This is a genomic window from Vibrio sp. MA40-2, from assembly GCF_047302445.1.
Taxonomy (GTDB): domain Bacteria; phylum Pseudomonadota; class Gammaproteobacteria; order Enterobacterales; family Vibrionaceae; genus Vibrio.
On record NZ_CP178628.1, the window covers coordinates 1,631,847 to 1,658,383 of the forward strand.

Annotated in this window: 21 protein-coding genes; 8 read left to right on the plus strand and 13 right to left on the minus strand. The window is 39.4% G+C overall.

The genetic code is table 11. From position 1 onward, the window contains the following. Positions 1-90: 90 nt before the first annotated feature. From ACLKML_RS15000 to ACLKML_RS15015, 4 genes are all read right to left on the minus strand, one after another. The gene (locus tag ACLKML_RS15000; RefSeq protein ID WP_413283877.1) at positions 91-1,248 is read right to left on the minus strand and encodes a sugar diacid recognition domain-containing protein; all 1,158 of its coding nucleotides are present in this window, start codon (positions 1,246-1,248) and stop codon (positions 91-93) included. A gap of 195 nt (positions 1,249-1,443) precedes the next feature. After that, entirely contained in the window at positions 1,444-2,472 is a 1,029-nt protein-coding gene (dapD, locus tag ACLKML_RS15005) for a 2,3,4,5-tetrahydropyridine-2,6-dicarboxylate N-succinyltransferase (RefSeq protein ID WP_413283878.1), read from the minus strand. 315 nt (positions 2,473-2,787) lie between these two features. Continuing rightward, entirely contained in the window at positions 2,788-3,093 is a 306-nt protein-coding gene (locus tag ACLKML_RS15010; RefSeq protein WP_413283879.1) for a YebG family protein, read from the minus strand. Positions 3,094-3,219: 126 nt separating this feature from the next. Then, positions 3,220-3,972, minus strand: coding sequence for an amino acid ABC transporter permease (locus tag ACLKML_RS15015; RefSeq protein WP_413283880.1), 753 nt, complete (start codon positions 3,970-3,972; stop codon positions 3,220-3,222). A 112-nt stretch (positions 3,973-4,084) separates the two neighbouring features. Between ACLKML_RS15015 and ACLKML_RS15020 the strand changes: the two genes are divergently transcribed. The 4 genes from ACLKML_RS15020 (at position 4,085) to recD (ending at position 14,506) form a co-directional block, all read left to right on the plus strand. Continuing rightward, positions 4,085-4,849: a transporter substrate-binding domain-containing protein gene (locus ACLKML_RS15020; RefSeq protein WP_413285897.1), complete on the plus strand. Its 765-nt coding sequence runs from the start codon at positions 4,085-4,087 to the stop codon at positions 4,847-4,849. A 225-nt stretch (positions 4,850-5,074) separates the two neighbouring features. Further along, positions 5,075-8,527 (plus strand): exodeoxyribonuclease V subunit gamma, encoded by a 3,453-nt coding sequence (gene recC / locus ACLKML_RS15025; protein WP_413283881.1) that lies wholly within the window; start codon positions 5,075-5,077, stop codon positions 8,525-8,527. A 308-nt stretch (positions 8,528-8,835) separates the two neighbouring features. After that, complete coding sequence (recB, locus tag ACLKML_RS15030) at positions 8,836-12,576, plus strand: exodeoxyribonuclease V subunit beta (RefSeq protein ID WP_413283882.1); 3,741 nt, start codon at positions 8,836-8,838, stop codon at positions 12,574-12,576. Continuing rightward, positions 12,566-14,506: an exodeoxyribonuclease V subunit alpha gene (gene recD / locus ACLKML_RS15035; RefSeq protein WP_413283883.1), complete on the plus strand. Its 1,941-nt coding sequence runs from the start codon at positions 12,566-12,568 to the stop codon at positions 14,504-14,506. The genes recB and recD overlap by 11 nt, the downstream gene beginning before the upstream one ends. 30 nt (positions 14,507-14,536) lie before the next feature. Here the strand turns inward: recD and ACLKML_RS15040 are convergent, their stop codons facing one another. Together ACLKML_RS15040 and argA are read right to left on the minus strand one after the other, a co-directional pair. Then, a complete protein-coding gene (locus ACLKML_RS15040) occupies positions 14,537-14,716 on the minus strand; it encodes a hypothetical protein (RefSeq protein ID WP_413283884.1) in 180 nt (59 codons plus the stop codon). Positions 14,717-14,866: 150 nt separating this feature from the next. Continuing rightward, on the minus strand, positions 14,867-16,204 hold the full coding sequence (gene argA, locus ACLKML_RS15045; protein WP_413283885.1) for an amino-acid N-acetyltransferase: 1,338 nt from the start codon (positions 16,202-16,204) through the stop codon (positions 14,867-14,869). A 207-nt stretch (positions 16,205-16,411) separates the two neighbouring features. On the opposite strand from argA, the gene ACLKML_RS15050 reads away from it, so the two are divergent. The 4 genes from ACLKML_RS15050 (at position 16,412) to csdE (ending at position 19,560) form a co-directional block, all read left to right on the plus strand. Then, the gene (locus ACLKML_RS15050; RefSeq protein ID WP_413283886.1) at positions 16,412-16,804 is read left to right on the plus strand and encodes a DUF2850 domain-containing protein; all 393 of its coding nucleotides are present in this window, start codon (positions 16,412-16,414) and stop codon (positions 16,802-16,804) included. Between the two features lie 117 nt (positions 16,805-16,921). Next, positions 16,922-18,031 carry a murein transglycosylase A gene (gene mltA, locus ACLKML_RS15055; RefSeq protein WP_413285898.1) on the plus strand — a complete coding sequence of 370 codons (1,110 nt, stop codon included), beginning with the start codon at positions 16,922-16,924 and terminating at the stop codon, positions 18,029-18,031. A gap of 151 nt (positions 18,032-18,182) precedes the next feature. Further along, positions 18,183-18,989 carry a tRNA cyclic N6-threonylcarbamoyladenosine(37) synthase TcdA gene (gene tcdA, locus ACLKML_RS15060; RefSeq protein WP_413283887.1) on the plus strand — a complete coding sequence of 269 codons (807 nt, stop codon included), beginning with the start codon at positions 18,183-18,185 and terminating at the stop codon, positions 18,987-18,989. 139 nt (positions 18,990-19,128) lie between these two features. Next, entirely contained in the window at positions 19,129-19,560 is a 432-nt protein-coding gene (gene csdE, locus ACLKML_RS15065; RefSeq protein WP_413283888.1) for a cysteine desulfurase sulfur acceptor subunit CsdE, read from the plus strand. A 68-nt stretch (positions 19,561-19,628) separates the two neighbouring features. Here the strand turns inward: csdE and csdA are convergent, their stop codons facing one another. The 7 genes from csdA to ACLKML_RS15100 all read right to left on the minus strand — a co-directional run bounded on the left by csdA (position 19,629) and on the right by ACLKML_RS15100 (position 26,508). Beyond that, complete coding sequence (gene csdA, locus ACLKML_RS15070) at positions 19,629-20,831, minus strand: cysteine desulfurase CsdA (RefSeq protein WP_413283889.1); 1,203 nt, start codon at positions 20,829-20,831, stop codon at positions 19,629-19,631. Beyond that, positions 20,824-21,489, minus strand: coding sequence for a DJ-1 family glyoxalase III (locus ACLKML_RS15075; RefSeq protein ID WP_413283890.1), 666 nt, complete (start codon positions 21,487-21,489; stop codon positions 20,824-20,826). Before ACLKML_RS15075 ends, csdA begins: the two co-directional genes overlap by 8 nt. Positions 21,490-21,491: 2 nt before the next feature. Continuing rightward, entirely contained in the window at positions 21,492-22,424 is a 933-nt protein-coding gene (gene panE / locus ACLKML_RS15080; RefSeq protein ID WP_413283891.1) for a 2-dehydropantoate 2-reductase, read from the minus strand. Between the two features lie 104 nt (positions 22,425-22,528). Beyond that, positions 22,529-23,338 (minus strand): outer membrane protein OmpK, encoded by an 810-nt coding sequence (locus ACLKML_RS15085; protein WP_413283892.1) that lies wholly within the window; start codon positions 23,336-23,338, stop codon positions 22,529-22,531. A 591-nt stretch (positions 23,339-23,929) separates the two neighbouring features. After that, entirely contained in the window at positions 23,930-25,279 is a 1,350-nt protein-coding gene (locus ACLKML_RS15090) for an AmpG family muropeptide MFS transporter (protein ID WP_413283893.1), read from the minus strand. 111 nt (positions 25,280-25,390) lie between these two features. Continuing rightward, positions 25,391-25,936, minus strand: a complete 546-nt coding sequence (locus ACLKML_RS15095; RefSeq protein WP_413283894.1) for a peptidylprolyl isomerase — start codon at positions 25,934-25,936, stop codon at positions 25,391-25,393. Then, entirely contained in the window at positions 25,936-26,508 is a 573-nt protein-coding gene (locus ACLKML_RS15100) for a YajG family lipoprotein (RefSeq protein WP_413283895.1), read from the minus strand. Before ACLKML_RS15100 ends, ACLKML_RS15095 begins: the two co-directional genes overlap by 1 nt. Positions 26,509-26,537 lie beyond the last annotated feature (29 nt).

Below are 26,537 nucleotides of genomic sequence, written 5' to 3' on the forward strand. Positions count from 1 at the left end.
AGTGACTAATTATTTTGGATTTATTTATCCAATTATTGAGCTTATGAATAATTTTAATGGCAATTTTGCGTTATTACTAAAATAAACCGATTAACTAGAAAGCATATGCGCTAAGTAAAGTTCAACTAATCCAGAAAATTCATGTGGTGAAGTGTTCGTTATTCTTTCTATTTTATTTAGACGATAGCGTAAAGTGTTTCTATGAATGAACAATGATTCAGCACAAGCTTTTAGGTTACCTTGGTGAGTAAAAAGGGCCTGTAACGTTTTGACTAACTGTCCGGATTTGTCCGCGGCTAGTAACTGAGAGTAGGGAGCGGACAGTTGTCTTCCTTGCCATGTATCGGTTAATGGCGAAAGCAGGACTGGTAATCTGACGTCATCGAATAAAAACAGGTTTTTGTCTGGTTGGTGCAGTTGGCCAAATGCCATCACTTGCTGAGCACTTTTGAATGAAATAACTATATTTTCAGCTCCTTTGAAATACTTGCCTAGAGCGATATTCACATCACCAATGCCCTTATGTTTTAAATGTTGAAAAAGGTGTTGTAAACGTTGAAAAAGTTTCTCAAGAATTTGCTGATCTTGTTCGTTGACGTCACGAGTATTGTCAACCTGATACGGCTTTAAAATCACCATCTCATTAAACGACAACACCGCCACAAGATCGTCTTCTTGATAATGCTCAAGTAATTCAACTACTTGACGAATAGTTTCTTGGCTTACTGGAACGACTGACCGTTCAAAGCGAATAACGGCGGCTACCCTAGGTACAGATAGATCAATTTCGAGTCGAGATGACCAATCCTCTAGTTCTGTCTTGGATAATTTGTTCTGTACCCACGCGGTTATAAATTCTTCTTTGTGGCGTCTGTCCCATTGAAGTTGTTCGATGAGTTTGGCTTGCTCCACTATCATTTCTGCGGTCATTTTAACTAATTCCGCATAGCTACGAATAGAGTTGGGATCGCCGGTAATTCCAACCACTCCAATGACTTGCTCTGAAACTTTAAGCAGTAAATTTATACCGGGTTTAACGCCTTTTAGGGTAGGGGTATCACCGTGATTAACTTCAAGGGTATCGCCATGTTTAAGTGCCAGTAAAGCACCGTCATGTATTTTTCCTATTCGGTCATTATCACCACTGGCGATAATGGTACCAGCGTGGTTCATTACATTGATATTGTTGCCAATGATAAGCATAGTACGGTCAACAATTTGTTGGGCTAACTGATGATCAAGAAGCATGGTTCGGTACCATTTTTATAGAGCAATGAGTTGTGATTTTAACGTTTAAATAGTCATTCTTGTTGATAGTAGCGCGTAACCTTGAAAACAAAAAGGACTGGTAATCCAGTCCTTTAAGTTAATCAACTTAATTTGGCTAATTGTGCAAGCGAGTTATTGTTATAAAATAATGCTTGCAGCATTTAAGGCTGTGAATTAGTTGTTGTGTAATTCGCTGTTAAGTTCAATCGCTGATTTGTTGGTTAGACACTCGATTTGACCTGTTACAGAGTTACGACGGAAAAGAAGGTCGGATTTACCGGCAAGATCTCTTGCTTTAACTACTTCAACTTCTTGTCCTTTAGCATCTAGCATGCGTACTTTAGAACCTGCGGTAACGTATAATCCGGATTCAACAGTACAGCGATCACCTAGTGGGAAGCCAAGACCCGAGTTGGCACCTAATAAGCTATTTTCGCCGATAGAAACAACAACCGTACCCCCACCAGAAAGCGTCCCCATAATAGAAGCACCACCACCAATATCAGAACCGTTACCGACCACAACACCAGCTGAAATGCGACCTTCTACCATGCTTACTCCACTGGTTCCTGCGTTGAAGTTGATAAAACCTTCGTGCATAACGGTTGTTCCTTCCCCAACATGAGCACCTAGACGAACACGAGAAGTATCTGCAATACGAATACCAGTAGGAACAACGTAATCAACCATTTTAGGGAACTTGTCTACACAATCAACGACAATCACTTCACCCGCTAGACGAGCTTCTATTTGACGTTCTGCTAACTCAGGTAGGTCGATTGGGCCTTTATTCGTCCATGCAATATTGTGCATTAGACCAAAAATGCCATCCAGAACGGTACCGTGAGGTTGAACCAAGCGATGTGAAATTAATTGTAATTTCAAATATCCTTCCGCGACAGATAGTGGTTTTTCATCGGATTCTAAGATAACCAAAACTAATGCTTGCTCAGACGCTGCTGCTTTCTCTGCAAACGCGGCATTTTCAACATCTGCATTTGCTGCAAATGCGGTAGCAAGTTCAGCGCTGAGTGCATTAGAAACTTCAATTGCTTGGTTACCAGACTCATAACCTGTTAATTTGCTTAGTGCAGCAACAAGTGACTCGCTAGGGTTTAAAACCGGGTTTGGAAAAAACGCTTCAATAATTTTGCCTTCACGGTTTTTGGTTGCCGTGCCGAATGCGAGAGAAAAATAAGCCATTTGTTGTATCTCCAAATATAAGTGTGATGGTTCGATTGCCACAGAAGAAAGCATCCAATTTAAGGGTCTTTGCGCTACGGCGTTATCCAACGCAATTTGAGTTAGGTTTTGCTCTGTTTGTCATCATAAAGATAGCGAACCTGAGATTAAAGAGCTAAACAGTATAAAGTCTGTAAATTGATATGGCTTGTCTTTTTGGCGATATATTTCTTTAAAAAGAAAGCTATTTTCAGTAATAAATTGGTTAGTCGCATTAAAAAACGCAGCGATTGCTGCGTTTTTTGTCAGGTCATACTTGCCGTTGCTAAGCTTAGGTTAAGCGGCGTTTTCTTGTGAGTCTTGTTGTGTATCTTCGACCGCAGCGACTTTTTTCGGTTTTTTAGGCGCTGGTTTGCGTTTTGCGCCTAGAGCATAAAGTACTTCATCTTTGTTCTGAGCCAAAAATAGTGAAAGTTCTTCTTGTTTTGCTTCATCTTCAACAAGATCACTTTTACCAATCAGCTCAAAAAGCTCATCTGCCATATCTAACATTTTGTCATAAGCGTCAGCTTCAGCTTTAGAGGTAAAAGTCATCTTTTCTTCTCCGTTGCGCTCGACCACGTACTTGACGATTACAGCCATGGTTATTCCTTAAATATTGTCCTATTTGTTACTGTGCTTTTATACAGCTTATTACTGATTAAGTCCACAATCATCTGTGGTTTTTAGAGTAAGCAACAAGTCTACGACTGACTTATTTACCAATTATTAATAACTCGGAATTTCAAGCCGTTTCTCTAACATCCTGACGCCTTGAGACACAATTAATATAAGAATTAAGTATTCTAAAACAAGGAAGCTATAAATCTCTAATGGCAAATACTCATTGACGACCAATTCATTCGCTTTTCTGGTGAGATCATTTAAACCGATAACACTGACAAGAGACGACATTTTGAGAATATAGACAAATTGATTACCTAGAGGAGGCAGCATTTGCCTTAACGCCAGCGGTAAAATAATCAAACGCATTTTTTGCCAATAAGAGAGACCAAGTGACTTGGCTGCCTCATGTTGGCCTTGTGAAATAGATTGAATTCCACCTCGAAACACTTCTGCCAGAAAGGCACTTTCAGCAATCGATAGTGCAATAACACCTGCCCAAAAATGGTTAAGACTAATCTCTAATAATGTCGGTAAGCCATAATAAACCCACAATAGTAGGACCAACACTGGAATCGCTCGTATTACTTCAACATAAGCTCGGTTGATCATTCGTAAAATTCGCCACTTAGATAAAGCGAACAGAGCGATAACTAAGCCAATGATCATGGCAAATAGCATACTTATTAATGAAATAGTAATAGTGTCGTAGAACCCAGACACTAAAAAATTAAGGTTTGCTGAGCCTTGCTTTGTATTTGGATCGAGTACATACCAACCCCATTGATAATCACTGCATCCTGTTAATGCGAGCAAAGACAAAGTAAGAATTAGGTATTTCTTATGAAAAAACAGCATGAATAGAGTCTAGATATTTAAAGTGTAAGTGTTATGTTAACAACTTATAGAAAAAAAGCATAAATCATACGGGAATAACCTAAATCATATAGGAATAAACATGAAGAAATGGATGCTACTTTTTTTGACCGCCACGTTAAGCATAAGTAATGCGATGGCAGAAACGAGCCGCTTACAAAGCATATTAAGCTCAGGCGTACTCAGAGTTGGGACGACAGGGGATTGGAACCCTATGACGGTAAAAGACCCAACAACCAATAGTTACAAGGGTTTTGATATTGATGTGACGACTGAGCTAGCCAAAGATTTAGGTGTTGAAGTCGAATATGTTGCCGCCGATTGGAAAACATTGGTTAACGGCATAACGGCGGATAAATATGATATGACAGGCAGTGCGTCATTAAACATGTCTCGTGCTAAAGTCGCGGGTTATAGCCAACCTTATTTTTATTTGGCTTTCGTTCCTGTCGTGCAAAAAAAATCATTAGATAAATTCACCGATTGGCAAGATATTGATAAACCGGACGTTAAGGTTGCAGCAACACTTGGTACGGTACAAGAAAAAATGGTAAAAGACTTTTTCCCTAACGCTGAACATATCGTAATTGAAGCGCCTGCTCGTGATTTTCAGGAATTGCTTGCCAGAAGAGCGGATGTCTCCGTTACCTCAAATGTTGAAGCGGCGACATTGGTTGAACGTTTCAAACAGCTTGCGATTGTTCCAGTAGAACAAGCTCGTAAGCCAACACCAATTTCAATGCTTCTTCCACAAAATGATCAGGTATGGATTAACTATATTAATCATTGGATTGAATTGAAAAAAACACAAGGTTACTTTGAAGAAACAGCTGCAAAGTGGGGTCTAAAAAGCCTGTAGTTTTTTGTAAATTAGTCTTATCAATTTGATAAAAACATCAATCCCCTTAATTTGAATTGAGGGGATTTTTTTATTTATCGATAGGTTAGGTTATTTCTAACCCTAAGGTTACTTGCTTAAAGCATTATGCTAATCTTCTTGTATATTATGATGCCAACTTCGTTATGTCGTAGCCATTGAGCGATCGGTTCATTGATCTTCGCTTTAATGGGCAGAGGATTTGCCTTGTTTACTGTTTATCACTCCAACCAAATTGATGTTCTTAAGTCTCTTCTTGCTGAACTTATTCGAGCTAACCCTTTAGATAACCCATTTGATAAAGAGCAAATCTTGGTGCAGAGTCCAGGTATGTCTCAATGGCTAAAAATTGAGTTAGCCAAAGAACTGGGGATTGCGGCGAATATTGAATTTCCCTTGCCCGCTACGTTTATCTGGTCAATGTTTGTAAAAGTGCTCGATGATGTTCCCACTAAAAGCGCATTCACCAAAGAATCAATGATTTGGAAGTTAATGCATGTGCTTCCTCAGCAACTAAATAATCCAGATTTTGTCCCATTACAAAGCTATTTAGTTGATGACGATGACCAGTCTAAACTGTATCAATTAGCAGAGAAAATAGCCGATATCTTGGATGGTTATTTAGTTTATCGTCCAGAATGGATTACTCAGTGGGAGAAAGACCAATTGGTGGCCGATCTTGGTCAATCGATTATCGACTCTGGCAAACCAGGCATTGATCTTGGTAAACAAGAAGCATGGCAAAAAACATTGTGGCAAGCCATTTATGATCACACGGTTAATCTAGGCCAGTCTCCCTATCACCGGGCCAACCTTTATGATGACTTTATTGACACGTTAGAGCATTACACCGGCACCCTCGAATCATTACCTAATCGGTTGTTTGTATTTGGTATATCGTCTATTCCGCCACGTTACATGGACGCGTTAGCTGCTCTAGGACGCCATATTGATGTGCATTTAATGTTTACCAATCCATGTCGTTTTTACTGGGGTGATGTTAGAGATAGAAAATATGTTGCCAAACTAGCGGCGAAAAATAAAAAGCCAGATGAATTGGTTGACCGTGTCGAGAGGGATTCAGGTGAATCGCCAGAGCAGCAACCTCTTCATACTGATGTTATTGGCAATAGTTTACTTGCTTCTATGGGAAAATTAGGTCGAGATAATATGTTGTTATTATCTCAACTGGCTTCGAATGAAATTGAAGCCTTTGTTGAGGTGAACAGAGACAGTGTCTTGCATCAAATTCAGGCGGATATTTTAAATCTTGAAGAACGACAAGATGATCAAAACCTATTGTCGAGCCAACATAAAAATCCAATAGATGTAAATGATACCTCGCTTAGTTTACACGCCTGCCATAGCCCAATGCGCGAAGTGGAAGTGCTGCACGACCGTTTATTGGAAATGTTTGAACAAGATCCGAATCTTAAACCACGAGATATTATTGTTATGGTGGCAGATATCAATAATTACAGTGCAGCGATTCAGGCGGTATTTGGTAACGCACCAGGCAAGCGAAGTATTCCTTTTTCTATTTCAGATAGAAGTGCGACTCAAGAGAGTCCTATTTTAAATGCTTTTCTCCGGCTGATTGCTTTACCACAAAGTCGTTGTGGTGCTCCTGAGATATTAGAACTGTTAGAAACACCAGAAATATTGAATCGATTCAGCTTGAATGATAATGAATTTGAACGAGCTCGACGCTGGGTTGAAGAGTGTGGCATTCGCTGGGGGTTAGATAAATCGACAGGAAGTGAATTTGATTTACCCGACACAGAACAGAATACTTGGTTATTTGGTATTCAAAGAATGTTACTGGGTTACGCGATGCATAGCAGTACGGATGTTTATCATACTTCCAATGGCTTGATCGCGCCTTACAATGAAGTTCAGGGAATGGATGCTGAAATAGCCGGTAAATTGGCCAGCTACATTGATAAGATTTCTTTCTATCGCGGCATGCTTTCCAAGACACAATCGCTTGAAGATTGGTTGGATCTGCTTTATCGCCTAATGGATGATTTTTTCCTAGTTGGCATTGAAGGCGAAGTGGCGATGAAATCCATCCGTGATGTGTTGCAACAATTATCTTCTCAGTTAAAAGACGCCGCTTATAGTGAACCAATGTCAGCGAGTATTATGGTTGATTATTTACAAAGTAAGTTATCCAGCTCACGTGTTAGTCAGCGTTTTCTCGCCGGACAAGTTAACTTCTGTACTTTGATGCCGATGCGATCTATTCCTTTTTCTGTAGTTTGTCTGTTAGGAATGAACGATGGTGAGTATCCTCGAGTGATGCCGAAAGAAGGTTTAGATTTAATGAACCAACAAGCCAGGCCGGGTGATCGCTCACGACGAGATGATGATCGATATCTGTTTTTAGAAGCAATACTTTCCGCCCAAACCCGTTTGTATATTAGTTACGTGGCTCGTTCTATTCAGGATAATAGTGAGCGCTCACCTTCTACATTGGTATCTGAGTTACTTGATTACTGTGGGCAAAATTTCTGTTTGTTGGGACATCAAGATTTAACGAGTGATGAATCTTATCTCGCGTTGGTTGAGCATTTAACTTGCCATTACCCTTTAGTTCCGTTTAGTCCAAGTGCATTTAGTGGCGATTATCGAAGTTATGCTAAAGAATGGTTACCAGCAGCAAAAAGACAAGGACGACAAGCGGATAAATTCATACAAGAGCTGCCCGATTATCAAATAGTCTCTGAGCAAAAAGATTCGCTACCTCTGATTGAGTTACAACGCTTTTGGCGTTTACCGGTGCAATATTTCTTTAATCGACGACTAAAAGTGTTTTTTGAAGATTTTGCTCCAACGATGGAAGATGACGAACCGTTTTTATTAGATAATTTGCAAAATTATCAGGTAAGGCATGAACTATTACAAACGTTATTGGATGCCCGGCTTAATCAACAAGATGAGTCATTGGTTTATCAAAATTTTGTTCAAGAGCAAAGAGCTAAAGGCAGTTTGCCCATTGGTTCTTTTGGTGAACTAGAAATGACTGCTAATTTAGATAAAACCGAGCAAATGGTTGAGGTTCTTTATTTTCTTTGTCAAAACCCGTTAGACGATATTGAAGTTGATTTGCAAATCGAATCTGATCAATTGAACGAATCGATTAATTTAACTGGCTGGTTAGGTGGACACTATCAATCGGGTCTTATCCGTCATCGCAGCGGTACTATTCGTAGTCAAGATTATCTTAATGCTTGGATAGAACACTTGTGCCTGGCTTTGAATGGGCAAAATAAAATGACCCACCTTATTGGCTTCAATAATAAATCGGGACTGGAGCATAAAGTTATCTTGCCCGTCGATAAGGCTCAAGCGAGTAAATATTTGGCCGAATTAGTTGAATATTATTTTCAGGGATTGAATCAACCGTTAGCTTATTTCCCAAAAACCGCTCTGGTCGGAGTGCAGAGGATCATGGCAAGCAAAGATGATGCGCAAAAGCAGATGGCCACCACCTTTAATGATGGTTATCAATTTCCTGGCGAAGGCAGTAATCAATATATCAATCGAGTCTGGCCGGAATGGAATGACCATTTATGCCAGCAAACGACTAATATCGCTGTAGAAGTATTATCAAATGTATTTAAGCAGCTCAAAGACCGAGATGAGATGGAATCTTAGCGTATGTTTACCGCGATGACTGACAAAGAGTTAACGCAAAGCGGGCCGCCTGTAAATCATTATTATTTGTAGGGTGTTTACAGTACGGCCAAAGGTCAGAGGGACCAAGAATTTTTCTGTTGATGCGAGCTTTTGATTAAATATATGCTCCGCAAATTGATTGGCTAGGATACTAAAGGCAAACTAATTGGTTAACAGTGACGATCGTCTCGCTATCAGACAGCAGTTTTGTATAAAGACAAAGATATTTTAAATATTTGTTATAGCTCACACATCATTTTTACAATGGATAATCGAGAACTGAAATTATGCCACAAACCCTAAACACAATGACTTTTCCTCTTCACGGCGCAAGGCTAATAGAAGCTTCTGCAGGAACAGGAAAAACGTTCACAATTTCTGGTTTGTACTTACGTTTGTTGCTTGGTCACGGTGATAAAGAGACCACTCATGGAATGCCTCTCACCGTTGATCAAATATTAGTGGTTACTTTTACCGAAGCTGCTACGGCAGAATTAAGAGAACGCATTCGGAGCAAAATCCATGACGCGCGAATTGCATTTTTGCGCCAAGAGAGTAGCGATCCAGTTATTAAGTCGTTATTAATTGAAGTAAAAGATACCGATTGGGCGATAGATATTTTGCTAAATGCCGAGCGTCAAATGGATGAAGCGGCTATTTTTACCATTCATGGCTTTTGCCAAAGAATGCTTACCCAAAATGCTTTTGAATCGGGCAGTCGTTTCAGTAACGAATTTGTTACCGATGAAAGTAAGCTTAAAGCGCAAGTGGTGACCGATTATTGGCGTCGAAATTTCTATTCGCTGTCAGTCTCTTTGGCTAATGAAGTAAGAACGATATGGAAATCACCAGATAACTTGCTCGGTGACATCTCATCGTTACTAACCGGTGCGCCAATAGCGCTTACCGTCGCACCAATGGAAAATTCATTAAATCATTTACATCAAAAAAATATTGAGTCTATTGAACAATTCAAAGCCAATTGGATAAAAAATTCAGCTGATATACCTCAAGTTATTAATGAGTCTAACGTAAGTAAGCGCTCATTTAGTAAAAAAAATCTCCCCGCGTGGTTTAATGAAGTATTGAGATGGGCTAATTCACCTACCACGGATTATCGCTATCCCGATAAACTGGAAAAATTCACTGACGAATTTGTACAAGATAAAACAGCGCAAGATCAAGTGGTGCCTCAACACCCATTATTTTCCGCAACCAGTGAATTTATAGCGAACAAACCAAGTTTAAAAGAGCCTTTACTTGCCCACGCGATACATATGTGCCGAGAGCAGTTGAAGCAGGTCAAGCAACAAAAACATTGGTTGTCATTTGACGATTTATTGACCAATCTTTCGGCTGCAATTGATAGCGATGAACTTGGTATTCTGACTAGTCGAATCCGCCAACTTTACCCTGTCGCCATGATTGATGAATTTCAAGATACCGATCCGCTGCAATACAGTATTTTCAGTCGAATTTATTTGGATAATCCAGAGACTGGATTATTTATGATTGGCGACCCGAAACAGGCGATTTATGCTTTTCGTGGTGCGGATATTTTTACTTATATCCGTGCTCGAAATGAAGTGAAAAATCATTACACTCTCGATACTAATTGGCGGTCAAGTGCCGATATGATTGAAGCGGTAAACGGACTGTTTTCTCAAGCCAGTTCGCCTTTCATGTACGATAAAGATATTCCATTTTATCCAGTTAATCCGAGCCCAAATGCTGAATATCGTCGTTGGTGGTTAGCGGGTGAACAACAAAAAGCCCTGACTTATTGGTTCGACAATGCCGAGCAACCGATACCAAAAAACGCTTATTTAAATACTATGGCGGCTCAAACAGCACAAAAAATCAGCCAAATATTGAGTAGTAATCAGCAGAAAACCTATTTTGTCGATGCCAAACAACAACATCAACCAATAGAAGCCGGTAATATCGCCGTACTGGTGAGGACTGGTTCGGAAGGGCAACTTATTCGACGAGAGTTGGCTAAAAATGGTGTCGCGAGTGTGTATTTATCCAACCGAGACAGTGTTTTTCAAAGTAGCATGGCTACGGCAACATTACGTTTGTTACAAGCGGTACTTTATCCAGAAGATGAACGGTTACTAAGAGCGGCACTTGCATCTGATATCTTACTTAAAACCAGTCGTGAGTTAGATAACCTTAATGATGATGAAATCGAACTAGAAAATAAGATAAATCAGTTTCGAGGCTTTCGAAAAATTTGGCAGCAACGCGGTGTCATGCCAATGTTGAGAGCCATAATGACAGCTGAGAGCATTGCTGAGAACTTATTAACTCAACAGTTTGGCGAGCGTCTTATTACCGACTTTTTACATCTCGGCGAATTGTTACAACAAGCCAGTCTTACTCTCGATAGCGATCATGCCTTGATTCGTTGGTTTGCCGAAGCCATTCAACAAGGAAAAAGTGGTATTGGGGCGGCTGATGATGAAATTCAAAGATTAGAATCAGAAAGAAATTTAGTACAGATAGTAACTATTCATAAATCCAAAGGGCTTGAATATGATTTAGTTTTCCTGCCTTTTATCTCAACCTATCGGGAATCTAAAAGTGGTCAGTTCTACGATGATTCTCAACAGAAAACCGTTCTAGACCTGAAATTAGAGGCGGAATCTATCAGGTTATCGGATGAAGAACGTTTAGCCGAAGACTTACGTTTACTGTATGTCGCCGTGACTCGTGCGGTTTATGGTTGCTTTATTGGCGTAGCGCCTTTGCGAAGAGGTCAAGCTAAAAAAGAGCCGACCAGCGCTCATCTGAATTCAGTAGGATACTTGTTGAAAGACGGGCAGCCACTAACTTGTACGCAATTAGAGAGTGAAATAATTAGGCAAGAATCACAATGTTCTCAAGCAGTAACCGTTAGTTATATTAGTGAAGAGAGTACTAATGACCTGAGTTATAGTGACGAAAGTATTAGTGACGAAAGTATTAGTGACGAGCGTATTTGTGGCGAGAGTATGTCAGAGGGGGAGTTTTCGAATAGTAGTGATAATAATATGCCAACAGCAGGGTATTTAGATCATAGTGAGCCAAAAGAACATGATGATCTAAATGCGCGTGAAATGACCATTGAGATAGATAAAAACTGGTGGATAACCAGCTATTCAAGCCTCGCGAAGCAGGGGCATGCTGCTACAAGTGCTCACACTGCACTGGATATTGAAATTCAATCGATGGGACTTGATATCGATTCGGCTCAAGATGCAGATCAAGTTGTGGTTGAAGAGCCAGAGCCGAGTATATTCACATTTCCTCGTGGAGCGAGGCCTGGTACGTTTTTACATACTATTTTTGAACAGATTGATTTTACGTTGTCGGCAGGGAGTCCTCAAACCACCCAAATCATTGCTGATTTATTGCAGTCTCATCAATATGAGGATAAGTGGTTACCGATACTGCAACGTTTAGTTGATAATGTACTGTCTACACCATTAGACGGACAGAACTTGCTACTTAACAATAAAGATAATTCATCTAAGTTGGTAGAAATGGAGTTTTTATTGCCTATTGAGCATCTCTCTTCGTTTTTGTTTAATCGTTTAAATAGTCACTATGATCCACTGTCGAAACAAGCAGCCTCACTTGGTTTTGGTGACGTCAATGGAATGCTTAAAGGTTTCATTGATTTAGTGTTTGAACATCAAGGTAAATACTATGTACTGGATTGGAAATCAAACCATTTAGGGGATGACCCACAACAGTACACTGCTGATGCATTAGAACAGGCAATGATAGAACATCGCTACGACTTCCAGTATCAAATATATGCTTTAGCCTTACATCGGTTCTTACGTAATCGAGTGGTTAATTACCAATATGAGACTCATTTTGGTGGCGTATATTACTTATTTCTTCGTGGTATAGATGGTACTCAAAATCAAAATAAATCCGCTAATGGCATCTTTTTTAACCGACCAGATAAAGCGTTCTTAAATAAGTTTGATCAATTAATAGATGGCGAGTCAGTCGAGGTTAGCAATGCTGAATAAAGTAGAGTGGTTACAAGAAACAAGTGGCATCCGATTGCTTGATGTACAATTTGCTCGTTTTATTGCTTCTATTGAAGCTAATTCACCTAACGACGTTGGTTTCATTGCCGGTTTATTAAGTTATGAGCTGTCTAAAGGGCACATCTGTATCAAACTCAGTGATTTTAATCCGGCTCACATTCTTGGCCTTTACGGGCAAACCGCAGACATTTTGTTGGCTGAATGTGCCAAGGTTAACTGGCATCAAATTTTGACTGGTGCCTCTTCTATTGGCGATGAAATAGATAGCCAACAGCCATTGATTTTTGATGGAGAAAGATTGTACCTGCAAAGGTATTGGTACTATGAATGCTTTTTGGCAGACAAACTCAATAACCTAGCAGAACCAATGCCGTTTTCAGTTGAAGAGAAACAAACGCTCGCCGAAACGTTAGATCGTCTTTTTCCAACAGAGGCAGATCAAGTAAAGGAAGTCAATTGGCAAAAGGTTGCGGTTGGGGTGGCATTATCGCGTAAACTTTCGGTTATCTCTGGTGGACCCGGTACAGGCAAAACGACCACAGTAGTAAAATTGCTTTCTGCCTTGATTGAACAAGGTTTGCAAAAAGGACAAATACCTAAAATTAAGCTGGTTGCTCCTACAGGGAAAGCAGCGGCAAGATTAACCGAGTCTATTGGTGGCGCAGTGGATAGTTTAGTCAACAATGAGCAAACCAAATTATTAATGCCCACTAGTGCGAGTACCATCCATCGGTTATTAGGTGCGATGCCAGATCACGCTGAATTTCGTCATAATCAAACTAATCCATTGCATCTTGATTTACTGGTGGTAGATGAGGCTTCGATGGTTGATTTACCTCTAATGGCAAAATTACTCGATGCGTTGCCAAAACAAGCTCGGTTGATTCTTTTAGGTGACAAAGATCAGTTAGCCTCTGTTGAAGCTGGGGCAGTCTTAGGGGATATATGTGCTTTTATTGATGGTGGATATAGTGCAAAACAAGCTTCTTTATTAGCTGAACTTACCGGATTTGATCCTGCTTGGTTGTCCGCAAAGGCCTCATCTTCTATACAAGACAGCGCTACAAGCAATCGTTTGTCAGAGTGTTTATGTCTGTTGAGAAAAAGCTATCGTTTCAACGAAAATTCAGGAATAGGCGTGCTTGCTAAAGCGATCAATCAATCTGATATTCCCGCGCTAATATCAGTATTGGACTCTGATTATCAAGATGTGATTCATCATTCGTTAACCACCGACAGCTATCGAGAGATGATTGATTTTCTTGTCGCAGAGTATAGCAACTATCTCACTTGCGTTAACAAGGCGATAGAAGATAACTCTGAACGAATTACTCAACATGCTAGAAAGGCGTTATTTTTATTTGCTCAGTGTCGATTATTGTGCGCAGTGCGAGAAGGTAAGTTTGGTTTATCTGGGCTTAACCAACAGATAGAAGCTGGTTTGAAGCAAGCTAGACTGATTAATACTACGGACGAGTTATGGTATTTAGGTCGGCCTATTATGATTACTCGCAACGATCATGCTTTAGGTTTATTTAATGGTGATATAGGTATTACCATGTTGGTCACAGAAATCGATAAAATGGGCGAACAACGTCGCTATTTAAAAGTATTTTTTGAACTCCCTGATGGCAGCGTTAAAGCTGTATTACCAAGTAGGATCCCAGAACATGATACTGCCTATGCAATGACTATCCATAAGTCTCAAGGCAGTGAATTTCCCACAACGGTGATGGTTTTACCTAATCAATACTCTAAAATTTTAAGCAAGGAACTCATTTACACAGGGGTAACTAGGGCAAAAAATAAACTTATCGTTTTTGCAGATAATCAAGTAATGATAAAAGGGGCGAAAACCAAAACGCAAAGATTAAGCGGTTTGAAGAGTAGGTTAGTTAAAGCCACCTAATATTATTAGGTGGTCTTTTATTACTTTATTTTACAAAACGGTTTCTGAAAAAGAAACGTCTCTAATGCCGTGTCTTCTCTGACAGTGCAAAATCATTTTCTTGACATTGTCGTTTACGGGAAACACACAATGTACATTTAATCCATTAAGAAAATTATTCTCGGCCATATCAATAAAGCTTTGGGCCGAATTACATATGATAGTTTTCATAAAAATACTCAAGTTAGGGAATCTTTCAATTCTTGAGCCATCTGACCGGCGCATACTACCAGCGTTATAAGAAAATGAAAACTATTCACGCTTAAAAAACAAACAGAATATTCGCCTTTTATTATAAGTTATTGTTTATCTAAATATATTTTATATGTCTAATAACAGTATTTTTGAGCGTCTTTGGAAATTATACAGATCTTGTTTGCCCATTGGTAATTGAGACACTCCAACTTCTTGAAAACCTTGTTCTCTAAACCAATGTAAACTATGAGTGGTTAGGACAAATATTTTTTCTATTCCAACACGGCGAGAGTATTGCTTCATTTGATTAAGTAAATCTAACCCTCTATTACCATCGCGATAATCTGGATGTATCGCAACACACGCCATTTCCGCCATTTTTTCTTCAAAATAAGGGTAAAGCGCTGCGCAACCTATCACCAAGCCATCTTTTTCGATTAAGGTAAATTGATGAACTTCTTGTTCGAGTTGTTCACGTGAACGGCGAACAAGGATTCCTTGCTCTTCCAATGGCCTAATTAATTCTAAAATTCCGCCAATGTCATCTATTTCTGCTCTTCTAATTTGTTCGGCACTCGCCATTACCACCTGTGTTCCGATACCGTCTAAAGAGAACAGTTCCTGTATTAATGCGCCGTCAATGTTGTAACTTATTAAATGACTTCGATTAACACCAGCTCGACATGCTGAAATTGATCCTCTCAGAAAACGTAAAGTACCCGAGCTGTTATCGAGCGCCAGATCATTATTGGATTCCAATTGCTGTAAAATATTTTCAGCACTGTTTGGAAATAATTCCGCGATAACATTGTCATCTTGATCCTTAATACCTTGTTCTGAGCAAAAACCGATTAGCTTATCTGCTTTGAGGCGAATCGCTACTTGGGTAGCAACTTCTTCGGATAATAGGTTAAAACACTCGCCAGTAACAGAACTGGCAACCGGCCCCATCAATACAATGGAACCTTGATCGAGCACCTGATTAATGGCCTCAGTATCAATTCTTCTTACTTTACCGCTATGGCAGTAATCAATACCATCATCTATGCCCAGAGGTTGAGCAATAACGAAGTTACCGCTAACCACATTCAGTTGAGTACCAGCCATAGGAGTATTGTTTAAGCTCATCGATAAACGAGCGGTAATTGCCAATTGCAGTTGCCCTGCGGCTTGCATTACTAAGCCAAGCGTTGATGTCTCAGTGATTCTAATCCCTTTGTGATAAGGGGTGGTAAGATTATTTGCGTCGAGAATTCGATTGATCTGAGGTCTGGCACCATGAACAAGAACTATTTTTGCGCCGAGGCTATGAAGTAATGCAATGTCATTGATTATATTAGTGAAATTTGCAGCGTCTACGGCTTCTCCACCGAGCATTATCACCATCGTTTTGCCGCGATGAGCGTTAACATAAGGAGTGGACTGTCGGAAGCCTTTAACTAAAGCGGTATTACGCATCTTCATAGTAAAAATATTTGGTTGAATTATTATATGGATATAATGAATTAAAATTCAAATCTGAGCAAATGTTTTTTCTGTTCATTTCAAATTTTAGGTGTTGTTATCGCCCTTAGCGTGTGTATATGGTTTAATATTTATTATCAGAACCTAAAATTTGTAGGAAGTATGTCTGATCTAAGAAATAAGTCACTGACAAAAAAACAGCTTAGAGTGAAACGAACTGTAATTGTGGTTGTGGTGCTTTTGCTGTTATTTATCACAGCAATAGCTAGCGTATTAGTAGCACGCTCTTTTGAAGACAAACAATTAAGAAGCAAAATATATGGAATATGGGAAGAACAGAATGTACCTTCCTATGCACAAGAGAGCTTTGAAGTCCGTAAAGAAGCGATATACGTTGAACAGAGAATTGTTGATACCAATTACATTTTCGATGGCAGAACATTAAAATATAGTTTTAAAGGCCAAACGTATGAATATAAAGTATTAGATAAAAATGTGACTGAAATGAAGAGAGTCAGTCCGTCATATTATGACAGTGTTTTTCATATTCGTGGTAAGATCTACCCACAACAAGGGGTTAATGATTCTATCGAACAATAGAAATAAGTTATTTCCAAGCGACTTTAATATTAGGCAATAAGTTGTTTAATCAGCTAGTGTCTTTTCTCAACTAATGGAATGTTTTCAGTGCCTTTAAGCCATAAGCTCATCAATAATATTCAAGTATCACTATTAATTCTTTGTTTTTCTATTTTAGTAGGGTGTAGCCAATCAACTAGTCTGGCTCAACAGTATAACGGAGATACTTTCTCGTCTAACTTAAATCAAGTAGATAGTATTTATTCTAACAAGCCGCGCGACTTTTCTAATTTTTCTAAGCAAGCTGAGCAGGTTATTTCTCATTCCCCTTCAATGGCGACACGCTATCAAGGGTTATATGAGCAGTTGAACCATTGGGTTATACAAAGCGGAGAGCCGGCCGAACTCGCTAATTACGGTATTGAAATCGCACAACTTGGTGGAGGAGACAAAAAAGGCAACGTTCTGTTTACTGGTTATTTTTCTCCAGTGATAGAGTTACGTCATCAAGCAGATAACAGATTTAAGTACCCGTTATACGGTTTACCTGAATGTAGCGATGACTGCCCGACGAGAAGCCAAATTTATGACGGTGCTTTAGATGGTTTAGGTTTAGAACTAGGTTTTGCTGAAAATATGATCGACCCTTTTATTATGGAAGTACAAGGCAGTGGTTTTGTTCATTTTGCAGACGATAATACTTTGCAATATTTTGGCTATGCAGGAAAGAACAACAAAGAATATGTCAGCATAGGACGCTTGCTTATTGAATCGGGACAAGTCAAACGAGAAGACATGTCGCTGAAGGCAATAAAAAATTGGGTTGGGCAAAATGATGCGGACAAAGTACAGCATTTATTACAGCAAAATCCTTCTTTTGTGTTCTTCGCGCCGAAACAAGATTTAGCGGTGACCGGGGCAGCTGGTATTCCTTTATTGCCAATGGCTTCAGTTGCAGGAGATAAAAATTTATTTCCCATGGGAACACCTATTTTAGCTGAGGTTCCATTACTTAATGCTGATGGAACCTGGAGTGGAGCACATGCTTTACGCCTGTTAATTGTGCTCGATACGGGCGGAGCAGTGAAACAGAATCATTTAGATTTATACCATGGAATGGGCCCTAGAGCGGGCACAGAAGCCGGACATTACAAACATTTTGGCCGAGTGTGGAAACTTGGCTTAACCGGAGAGCCTACCGCGTCACCTTGGCTAACTTCTAGCGACTATCAAGCAACCTCGAATTGATGGTCGTTTCTAATTCATAGCAATTTATAGTTAATGACAATTAATAGCTATCAAGCGAATTTATTTAACGCTAAATCAACCTAGACTTTTACTACAAGAGTGCGTATAAAACGCACTCTTTCATTTTCAATACAGTTTCGGAATCGACATTATGAATGACCTAAATTCTCCAACTTCAGAAAATTATGAGCAACGTTTTGGTGGGACTCGTCGATTGTATGGCCATCAACAAGTGGAGATTTTAAGGGCAGCGCATGTATGTGTAGTAGGCATTGGCGGCGTTGGTTCGTGGGCGGTGGAAGCATTAGCTCGTACTGGAGTAGGTGAGCTGACATTAATTGATATGGATGATGTGTGTGTCACCAATATCAACCGTCAAATTCATGCGATTTCTGGTACGGTTGGGCAAAGTAAAGTAGAGGTTATGCAGCAACGGGTTAAATTAATTAACCCAGAGTGCAAAGTGAATATTATCGACGACTTTATTACGGTTGATAATGTGGCAGAACACATCACAAAACAATACGATTATGTCTTGGATGCTATCGATAGCGTTAAACCAAAAACTGCACTTTTAGCGTATTGTAAAAGTAATAAAATAAAAGTAATTACTACTGGTGGTGCTGGTGGGCAAACTGACCCTACTCAAATTCAGGTGGCAGATTTAGCTCGGACAATTCAAGATCCTCTTGCCAAGAAGATCAAAGATAATTTGCGTCGCTTTTATAATTACAGTAAGAACCCACAACGAAAATTTGGAATAGACTGTGTATTTTCGACCGAACAACTAAAATATCCTCAAGTAGATGGCAGTGTTTGTACAACTAAAGCAACAGCAGAAGGCCCTAAACGCATGGATTGTGCGACAGGATTTGGCGCTGCAACGGTCGTGACTGCTACTTTTGGTTTTGTTGCTGTGTCTAGAATTATTGAAAAATTGCTTGCTAAGCACAGCTAACCATACTCAAGTTAATAGTCTGCTAGTTATCGCAATACAAGCCTATTTGTTTTTAGTGATAAAAATCTGTTGATTTATAACAATATAAAGCGGCTTATTTATAACAATATAAAGCTACGTAGCATAAAAAAGGAAGCATATGAATTTCCCCAGTTCGCCATTTACCAATGAAATAACAACCGTTGATATCATTGCAACCATGCAAGATTGTAAAGGCTGGGAAGATAAATATCGTCAGGTTATTCAATGGGGTAAAGCATTACCTAAAATGCCAGATGACCTAAAAAGTACTCAAGTGTTAGTGACCGGCTGTGAGAGTGAAGTATGGCTGCTTGGTGAGAAAATAGACGGTAAATGGTTTTTTTGTGCCGATTCTGATGCGCGTATTGTTCGAGGACTTATTGCGTTAGTCATGGCTGCGTTTGATGGTTGTTCTAGCGAAGAGATTACCGATTTTGATGTCGATACTTATTTTGAGCAACTCGGTTTAGTTCAGCACTTAAGCCCTTCACGAGGAAATGGCTTAAAAGCGATTATTGATACGATTAAGCAGCGAGTATTAAGTAATTAAATTAGGCTGCTTTAGCCTAATTTATCGTTTTTAATCTGAATGACGGATAGCTTCAACTTACTTATCGCTTACAAGATACTCACTGCTTTATTGACTGCATCGACCAGTCTTTTTACATCGTCTAATGTATTGTAAATCGCGAAAGAGACTCTTATTGTTCCCTTCACTTTCAACGCATCCATGAATGGGTGAGCACAGTGATGTCCTGCTCGAACGGCTATACCTTGTTGGTCAAGTAAGGTCGCGATATCTTGATGATGCACACCGGGCATGACAAAGCTGATTAAGTTACTGTTTTGTTGAAAACCAACTATTTGAATATCATCTATTTTAATTAGTGCGTTATAAGCGGTTTGTTGCAGTAAATGTAAATGTTGCTCTACTTCTTCGTTACAAAATTGAGTTAGCCACTTGATTGCGCAGGCCAGTGCAATTGCGCCAGAGATGTTGGGGGTCCCAGCTTCAAATTTCCCCGGTAATTCTGCATAACTGGTACCTGAAAAAGAGACTTTATTAACCATTTTTCCACCACCGTGCCAAGGCGGCATCATGTTGAGTAGATCTAATTTTCCGTACAGCACACCAATTCCAGTTGGAGCATAAAGCTTGTGTCCGGAAAATAAGTAAAAATCGGCATCTAACTGCTTCATATCAACTGGTTCATGAACAATGCCTTGTGCGCCGTCGATGACGACTACTGAGCCAAATTTATGTGCTGATGAGATAATATGTTCAATAGGATTGCGTGTACCAGTGACGTTACTAATATGTGCGACGGCGACAATTTTTACTCTGTTATTCAGTAATTGATGAAACGCCTGCATATCGAGAGTGCAGTCCTTTTTCATCGGAATTTTAATGACTTCTGCACCGGTTTGTTCAGCGACGATTTGCCATGGAACAATATTGGCATGATGCTCCATTTCACTGACCAGTATTTGATCTCCGGCTTGTAGAACGGATCTTGCGTAAGTTTGTGCAATAAGATTAATGGCTTCGGTTGCACCGCGTGTCCATATGATTTCTTTTTGACAAGATGCATTGATAAAGTGCTTGACCGTTTCTCGTGCGGTTTCAAATTCACTAGTGGCGTTAGCAGTAAGGCTATGGCTGCCTCTATGCACGTTGGCATTTTGTTTTTGATAATAATGTTGAATGCAGTCGATAACCGCTTGGGGTTTTTGTGTGGTCGCAGCACTATCTAAATACACCAGTGAACTATCTGTATTAAGAGCGGGAAATTGCTGTTTTACTTGTTGTGCATTAAACATCGTTTTTACCCAATATCGAATAGTGAAGGGTGGGTAATGTTACCATTGGTTCGGCGACGGTCCATGCATGAGCTTTACCGGATATTTGAATAATGATTTCCATGGCAAATTCAAGTGCAGAGCCGGGACCTTGGCTGGTAATGAGTTTATTATTTATGTCTATGGTGACTCTTTTTTCGCGCCAATTTTTGGCTGGTATCTGATCTTTAAATGCAGGGTGACCGGTCATTATCGCTTCTGGATAAATCTGATGTGTTTGTAAGACCAGTGCCGGAGCCGCACAAATAGCCGCCATCCATCTGCCGTCATATTTTTGTTGTTTAATCATTTCTATTAACACGGTGCTCTGCTTAAATACTTCACTCCCTTCAACGCCACCTGGCACTGCTATTACATCAAACTCTTCATCTGCAATATCAACTAATCTACAATCCGCGGTCAAGCTTACGCCTCTAGAAGCTTGCATTGTTAAATTACCTGCAAAATCAGCGCTAGCAACGGTTACTTGGTAGCCCGCTCTAACCATCATATCAATGATAGTCACGGCCTCCATCTCTTCGGTTCCTGGAGCAATAGGGACTAACACTTTATGTTTTAAGGTTTTTTTTTGCAAATCTGTCTGTTGCAAAGCATTTGTGTCTAAAGTATTCGACGGCATAGTTAACTCCACGATTGTTCGATGGTTTTGATTCTACTGTATAGATCTTGGTTTGCTGGTACGTTGATCAGGTGTTGCCGAGCAATTCGGCACAGATACCCGTTAATATAGTCGATTTCTGTTCTACGTTGGTGAACAATATCCTGCTGCATGGAAGAATGATTATTAGCGGTTGCTTTGACAACGTTTATTACGCTATCAAATAAATTTTGTTCTGTTATAACGATTTTTTCTGCTTGCATCACTGCACATAGTTCCGCCACGATGGTTTGGATTTGTGCCGTATACTGATAGTTAAGTAAAGCACCATTTAGGCACTGATGTAATGCGGTTAGTGGATTAATAACGCAATTTATAGCGAGTTTATGCCATAACGCAGTTTGAATAGAGTCTGTCCATGACGCAGACGCTAAAGCGTGATCAAATACATCGGCTAAAAAATGACATTGCTTACCTAATAAGTTGTTTCCTCCCAACATCGTCATACCGAACCCTGTATGGAGTACTCGATCGTTTGAAGGCTTATAAGCCCCGTGAGTGGTGGTTGCGACAACAATAGGGTGTCTACCGACTTGTTCAGGGAGTTCATCAATTGCTCCCATGCCATTATGCATAAATACTAAAATGGTTTCTGGTATTAAATGGTCAATTATAGGCGATAAAGCTTGTTCTACCTGCCATGCTTTAACGGTGATCAAAATTAAGTCAGACGCTTTTAGCTGAGCAAGGTTGTTGGTAAAAAACTCATTACATGCCTGCTTGTTCTTTTCGAGGTATTTACTGGTACTGGCTATTTCATTGTCTTCAGACAAAGTGAGCGTTAATGATGATGTGTTTGAATGGCGTAGCCACAGTGAAACATTATGCCCTGCATTAGCTAAATGATGAGCCCATAATGAGCCAATAGCTCCCGCACCTAGTATCGTAATATTCAAAGCAGCCACACTAAAATGAAAGTTTGGCTAAGAATAGCGATAGTCGGTAATGATTCCAAATAAAAAAGGCGCAAAAGCGCCTTTTGGAAGTTAAACTGATGACATCAGAACTTGTATGTAGCCGAAATGTAATGACCTGCACCAGTTGATTTAAAAGAACTGGTGTCTTTAATGCCATAAATATCTTTGTATAGTTTTAGTCCGTAGCCGATTGCATAACGGTCAGAATGCCAATAGATACCATTGAACATTGCTCCACCATTGCTTGCCGTTGAGCCAAATTTATTGCCATCAGCATCATCCATAGCAAATTGATAATCAATATAACCTTGGTATGAAATAAATGAACCATTTTCAAAGAAGTGGAACGGTTTAAACCAGTTAGTAGAAATCTGGAAGCCATTCCAATCTTTTGCATTATTGTTATAGTATCCGTAAAGGTTTAAGCCTATTTTTCCAAGCCATGGAACCATTACATCAGAGCCAATACCGACTTTACTATTGTTCACGCCAAAAGTACTTTCTGCATCACCTGACCATTCAAACAAGGTAGCAACGTAAAGCTCTTGTACTGGGCCAAAAGAGAGATCTTTTTCTAATAAACCGTCTAAAGACACACGAGGCGCTAGTTTCATAAATGATTTAGCTGCGCCCGCTTTGTCACTGTCAGAGCTTGTGGTTAAGTTGAAAATATCAACATATCCGTAAAGATCGAAGATTCCTGAGCGGCCACCAAACTCCATCTCTAGATAATCATGATTTGATTCACCTGGTAATTCGTCGAATGCCCCCATAAGGTTAAATTGCATCCATTTGTAATCATTTTTGTGTATATCGCCATCAGTATAGTCGGCAGCAATTGAAGGAGCAGATGTCGCTGCCAGCAATGCAAGAGTAATAAGTGATTTGCGCATAAGTAGACTCTCTGTTGTAAAATAAATTAGTTAGTTTATTTGTATTGGTTGTTGTTCTACAGAAAATACTAGCGACAATGCTCACAATAAAATATGGGGTATAATGCAAGACGACATATTTAATGTGATCTAGTTCTCATTTATTATTGATTTTTTTAATTGATGTTATCTTTTTGTTTTTATTTCATTCTTTTTTCATTTTTATGTGATTTGTATCACTATAAATTTTTTGTTTTCGTTTATTCGATTGCGTTCACTATATCAACATAAAAAGTAATGTTTAATTTTTCCTTTATAAATAACAATTAATATTGATAGATTTATTATTTTAAGTTCATTGCTTTAATTTTAATGATTTATAATTTGTTGAATATCAAGTTTTATTTATATAATTTTGATGTAAGAAAAGAATTAATAGTTTATGTACTGTTAGTGAAAAATAAAAAGGCAGTCTTTTACTCTACACTCAAAGTATGACCGCCTAAACGTACAAACGCTCGATGAAGTTCATCGAGCGTTTGTACGTTTAATGAAGGTGAAAACCTATAACAGAGGAAAACCGACAGTAGAGTTATTCAAAATTACGACTAATTAGTCGGTTCGGTTTTTAGCCTTATCTAGAAGTCTATTAAAATAATGCCTTAGTGAATAAAGCATGATTAAACTTGGGATCACCATGAATGCGGTAATAACAAAGAACAGTGACCAATTATCTAAATAGTCAACCAATTCACCGCTAAAAGAAGCTAGCGTAGTTCGACCAAAGTTACCCAAAGACGCCAATAAAGCGTATTGTGTAGCGGAAAAAGCTTGGCCTGTTAATACGGTAAGAAAAGAGACAAAAGCTACAGTTGAAAAGGCGGTGGTAAAGTTATCTACAATAATGGTCGCTAAGAAGAGGTGTTCGTTAGGTCCAACACTGGCGATCCAAGCAAACATTAAATTACTCGATGCCATTGCAACTCCACCAATCATTAAGCCACGCACAATACCGAACTTAACATTGAACATACTACCAACAAGAGTAAAGAAAATGGTTACCCACCATCCTATTAATTTGGAATATTGGCCAATTTGCTCGTTACTGAATCCGACCTCTTTATAGAAAGTAATCGACATTCTACCCAAAAATGCTTCACCTATTTTAAAAAGAAATACGAATAAAAGAAGGGTAACAGCAACTTGCACGCCATTGCGTTTGAAAAAATCAGCAAACGGTTCAACAACCGTTACGCTTATCCACGTAGCTAAACGAGATTTGACGACTTTATTGTATTTTTGTTCAGCAATTTGTTGTAATTCATCTCGGCGAGTAACAGGCTCACCGACCAGAAGAGTAAATATAATTAGAATAGCCATAATTCCGGCCATGCCATAATACACACCGTTCCAACCAATCGAATCTGCATTAATAAAGGCTAAGTAACCTGGTAAAGAGTAGCCTGTCCACCATCCAATGACTGCCATCGCGGAGGCTTGTGGAAGCTTGTGTGCCTCGGATTTTGGAAAAGTATCAATTCTATAGGCGTCAATGGCAATATCTTGTGTTGCTGAGGCGGTAGCAATACCTAACGCAACCATGGAGGTAAACATTAAATCAGTTGCAGGGTTTACGCCGGCGATAATAACAGTACCGATCAGAATGATACATTGACATAAAAATATCCAACTGCGTCGCTGGCCTAGCTGAGTATATAGCACAGGTAATTTAACCCTGTCTATTAATGGAGCCCACAAGAAATTGATGGCATAGACCGCAAAAACAGAACCAAAGTAACCTATCGCTGCACGAGTTAGCCCTGCATCTTTTAGCCAACCAGACATGTTGGAGCCAGTTAATACCCAAGGAAAACCACTTGAACAACCTAACATCATCACCCATAACAGCCGTCTATCTAAGTAGCTTTTGAGTGTTTTAGCCCAAGTCATTTGATTGTCCATGTAACTATCCTTGTTAGCCAAAAAAGAAGGGAATACCTTGTTAGTCTAAAATAACGGAACACATCGTTGGTTTAAAAATTAGACCAGAGGGATTTGTTCCGTTTTTATAGGTTATTCTTGTACCGTCATTTTATTGATCACGATAGCCGTCACAGGTACATCATGATAATTTCCTAGCGATGCAGTTTGCTGTGTTGCCATTTTTTCAACAATGTCAAGACCTTGTGTTACTTTGCCAAATACAGCATAGCCTGCATTACTTTCTGTTTGATTGAGAAAATCGTTGTCGGCATAGTTGATGAAAAATTGACGTGTGGCGGAATCAGGGTTCTGTGTCCTTGCCATGGCAATCGTTGCTTTCTCATTTTTAAGGCCGTTATTGGCTTCATTTTTAATAGGTGCAACCGTTGCAACTCTATTCATATTGGTGTCAAACCCACCACCTTGTGCCATAAAACCACGGATAACGCGATGGAAAACGGTTCCCTCGTAGCTACCATCTTCAACGTATTTCAAAAAATTTTCTGTTGAAATAGGGGCGTTTTCTGAATCCAACTCAATGGTAAAGTCACCTAGAGAGGTTTCTACTTGTACGTTTGGAGCTGCAAAAACCGAAAAGCTGGCTAAGCAGAGTAGGCTATAAATAATTTTTCGCATTAAAAATGCTCCTTCATATAATTTTTAAGTTCAGTGTCATTGGCAATTTCATTTAATACTAAGTTGGTTGCGTCGTTCACAATTTGTTCTATTTGAGCGTCAGAGGCACTAAAGGTACCGGTTTTTGTCGCTGAACCGTTAAATGTTTTTACTAGTTTTCCTGTTGGTGTTTCAGCAGTAATTTCTAGTCGAATTTTTGCGTCCATTTCGTACGATGTAACGCTATGTTTTACATTGACCAATAAGTGCTGTATTTCCAGTGTTACATTGTTATCACTGTTGATTGTGTTGTTATACCCTTGTGAACTTAGTTGCTCTAGTAGCGCGTTTTCTAGTGTTACTCTTACGTTTTGTTTCGCGTGAATAGGTTGGATATTGTTTCTACCGCTATCAACTAGCGCAACATATTGTGCTGAACGAATATCTCTACTGTCTAATGAATACATTAGATTATCGACTATTCTATTTTGGCTAGTGGTTGTGTGCGGTTCGAAGTTAATTTGAGGTTCTTTTGGAGTAGAAGAACAGGCTGCCAACAATAGTATAGATGCAGTGAAAAACAGTTTTTTCATAAATAATGTCCCTTTAAATGCTATGCAGT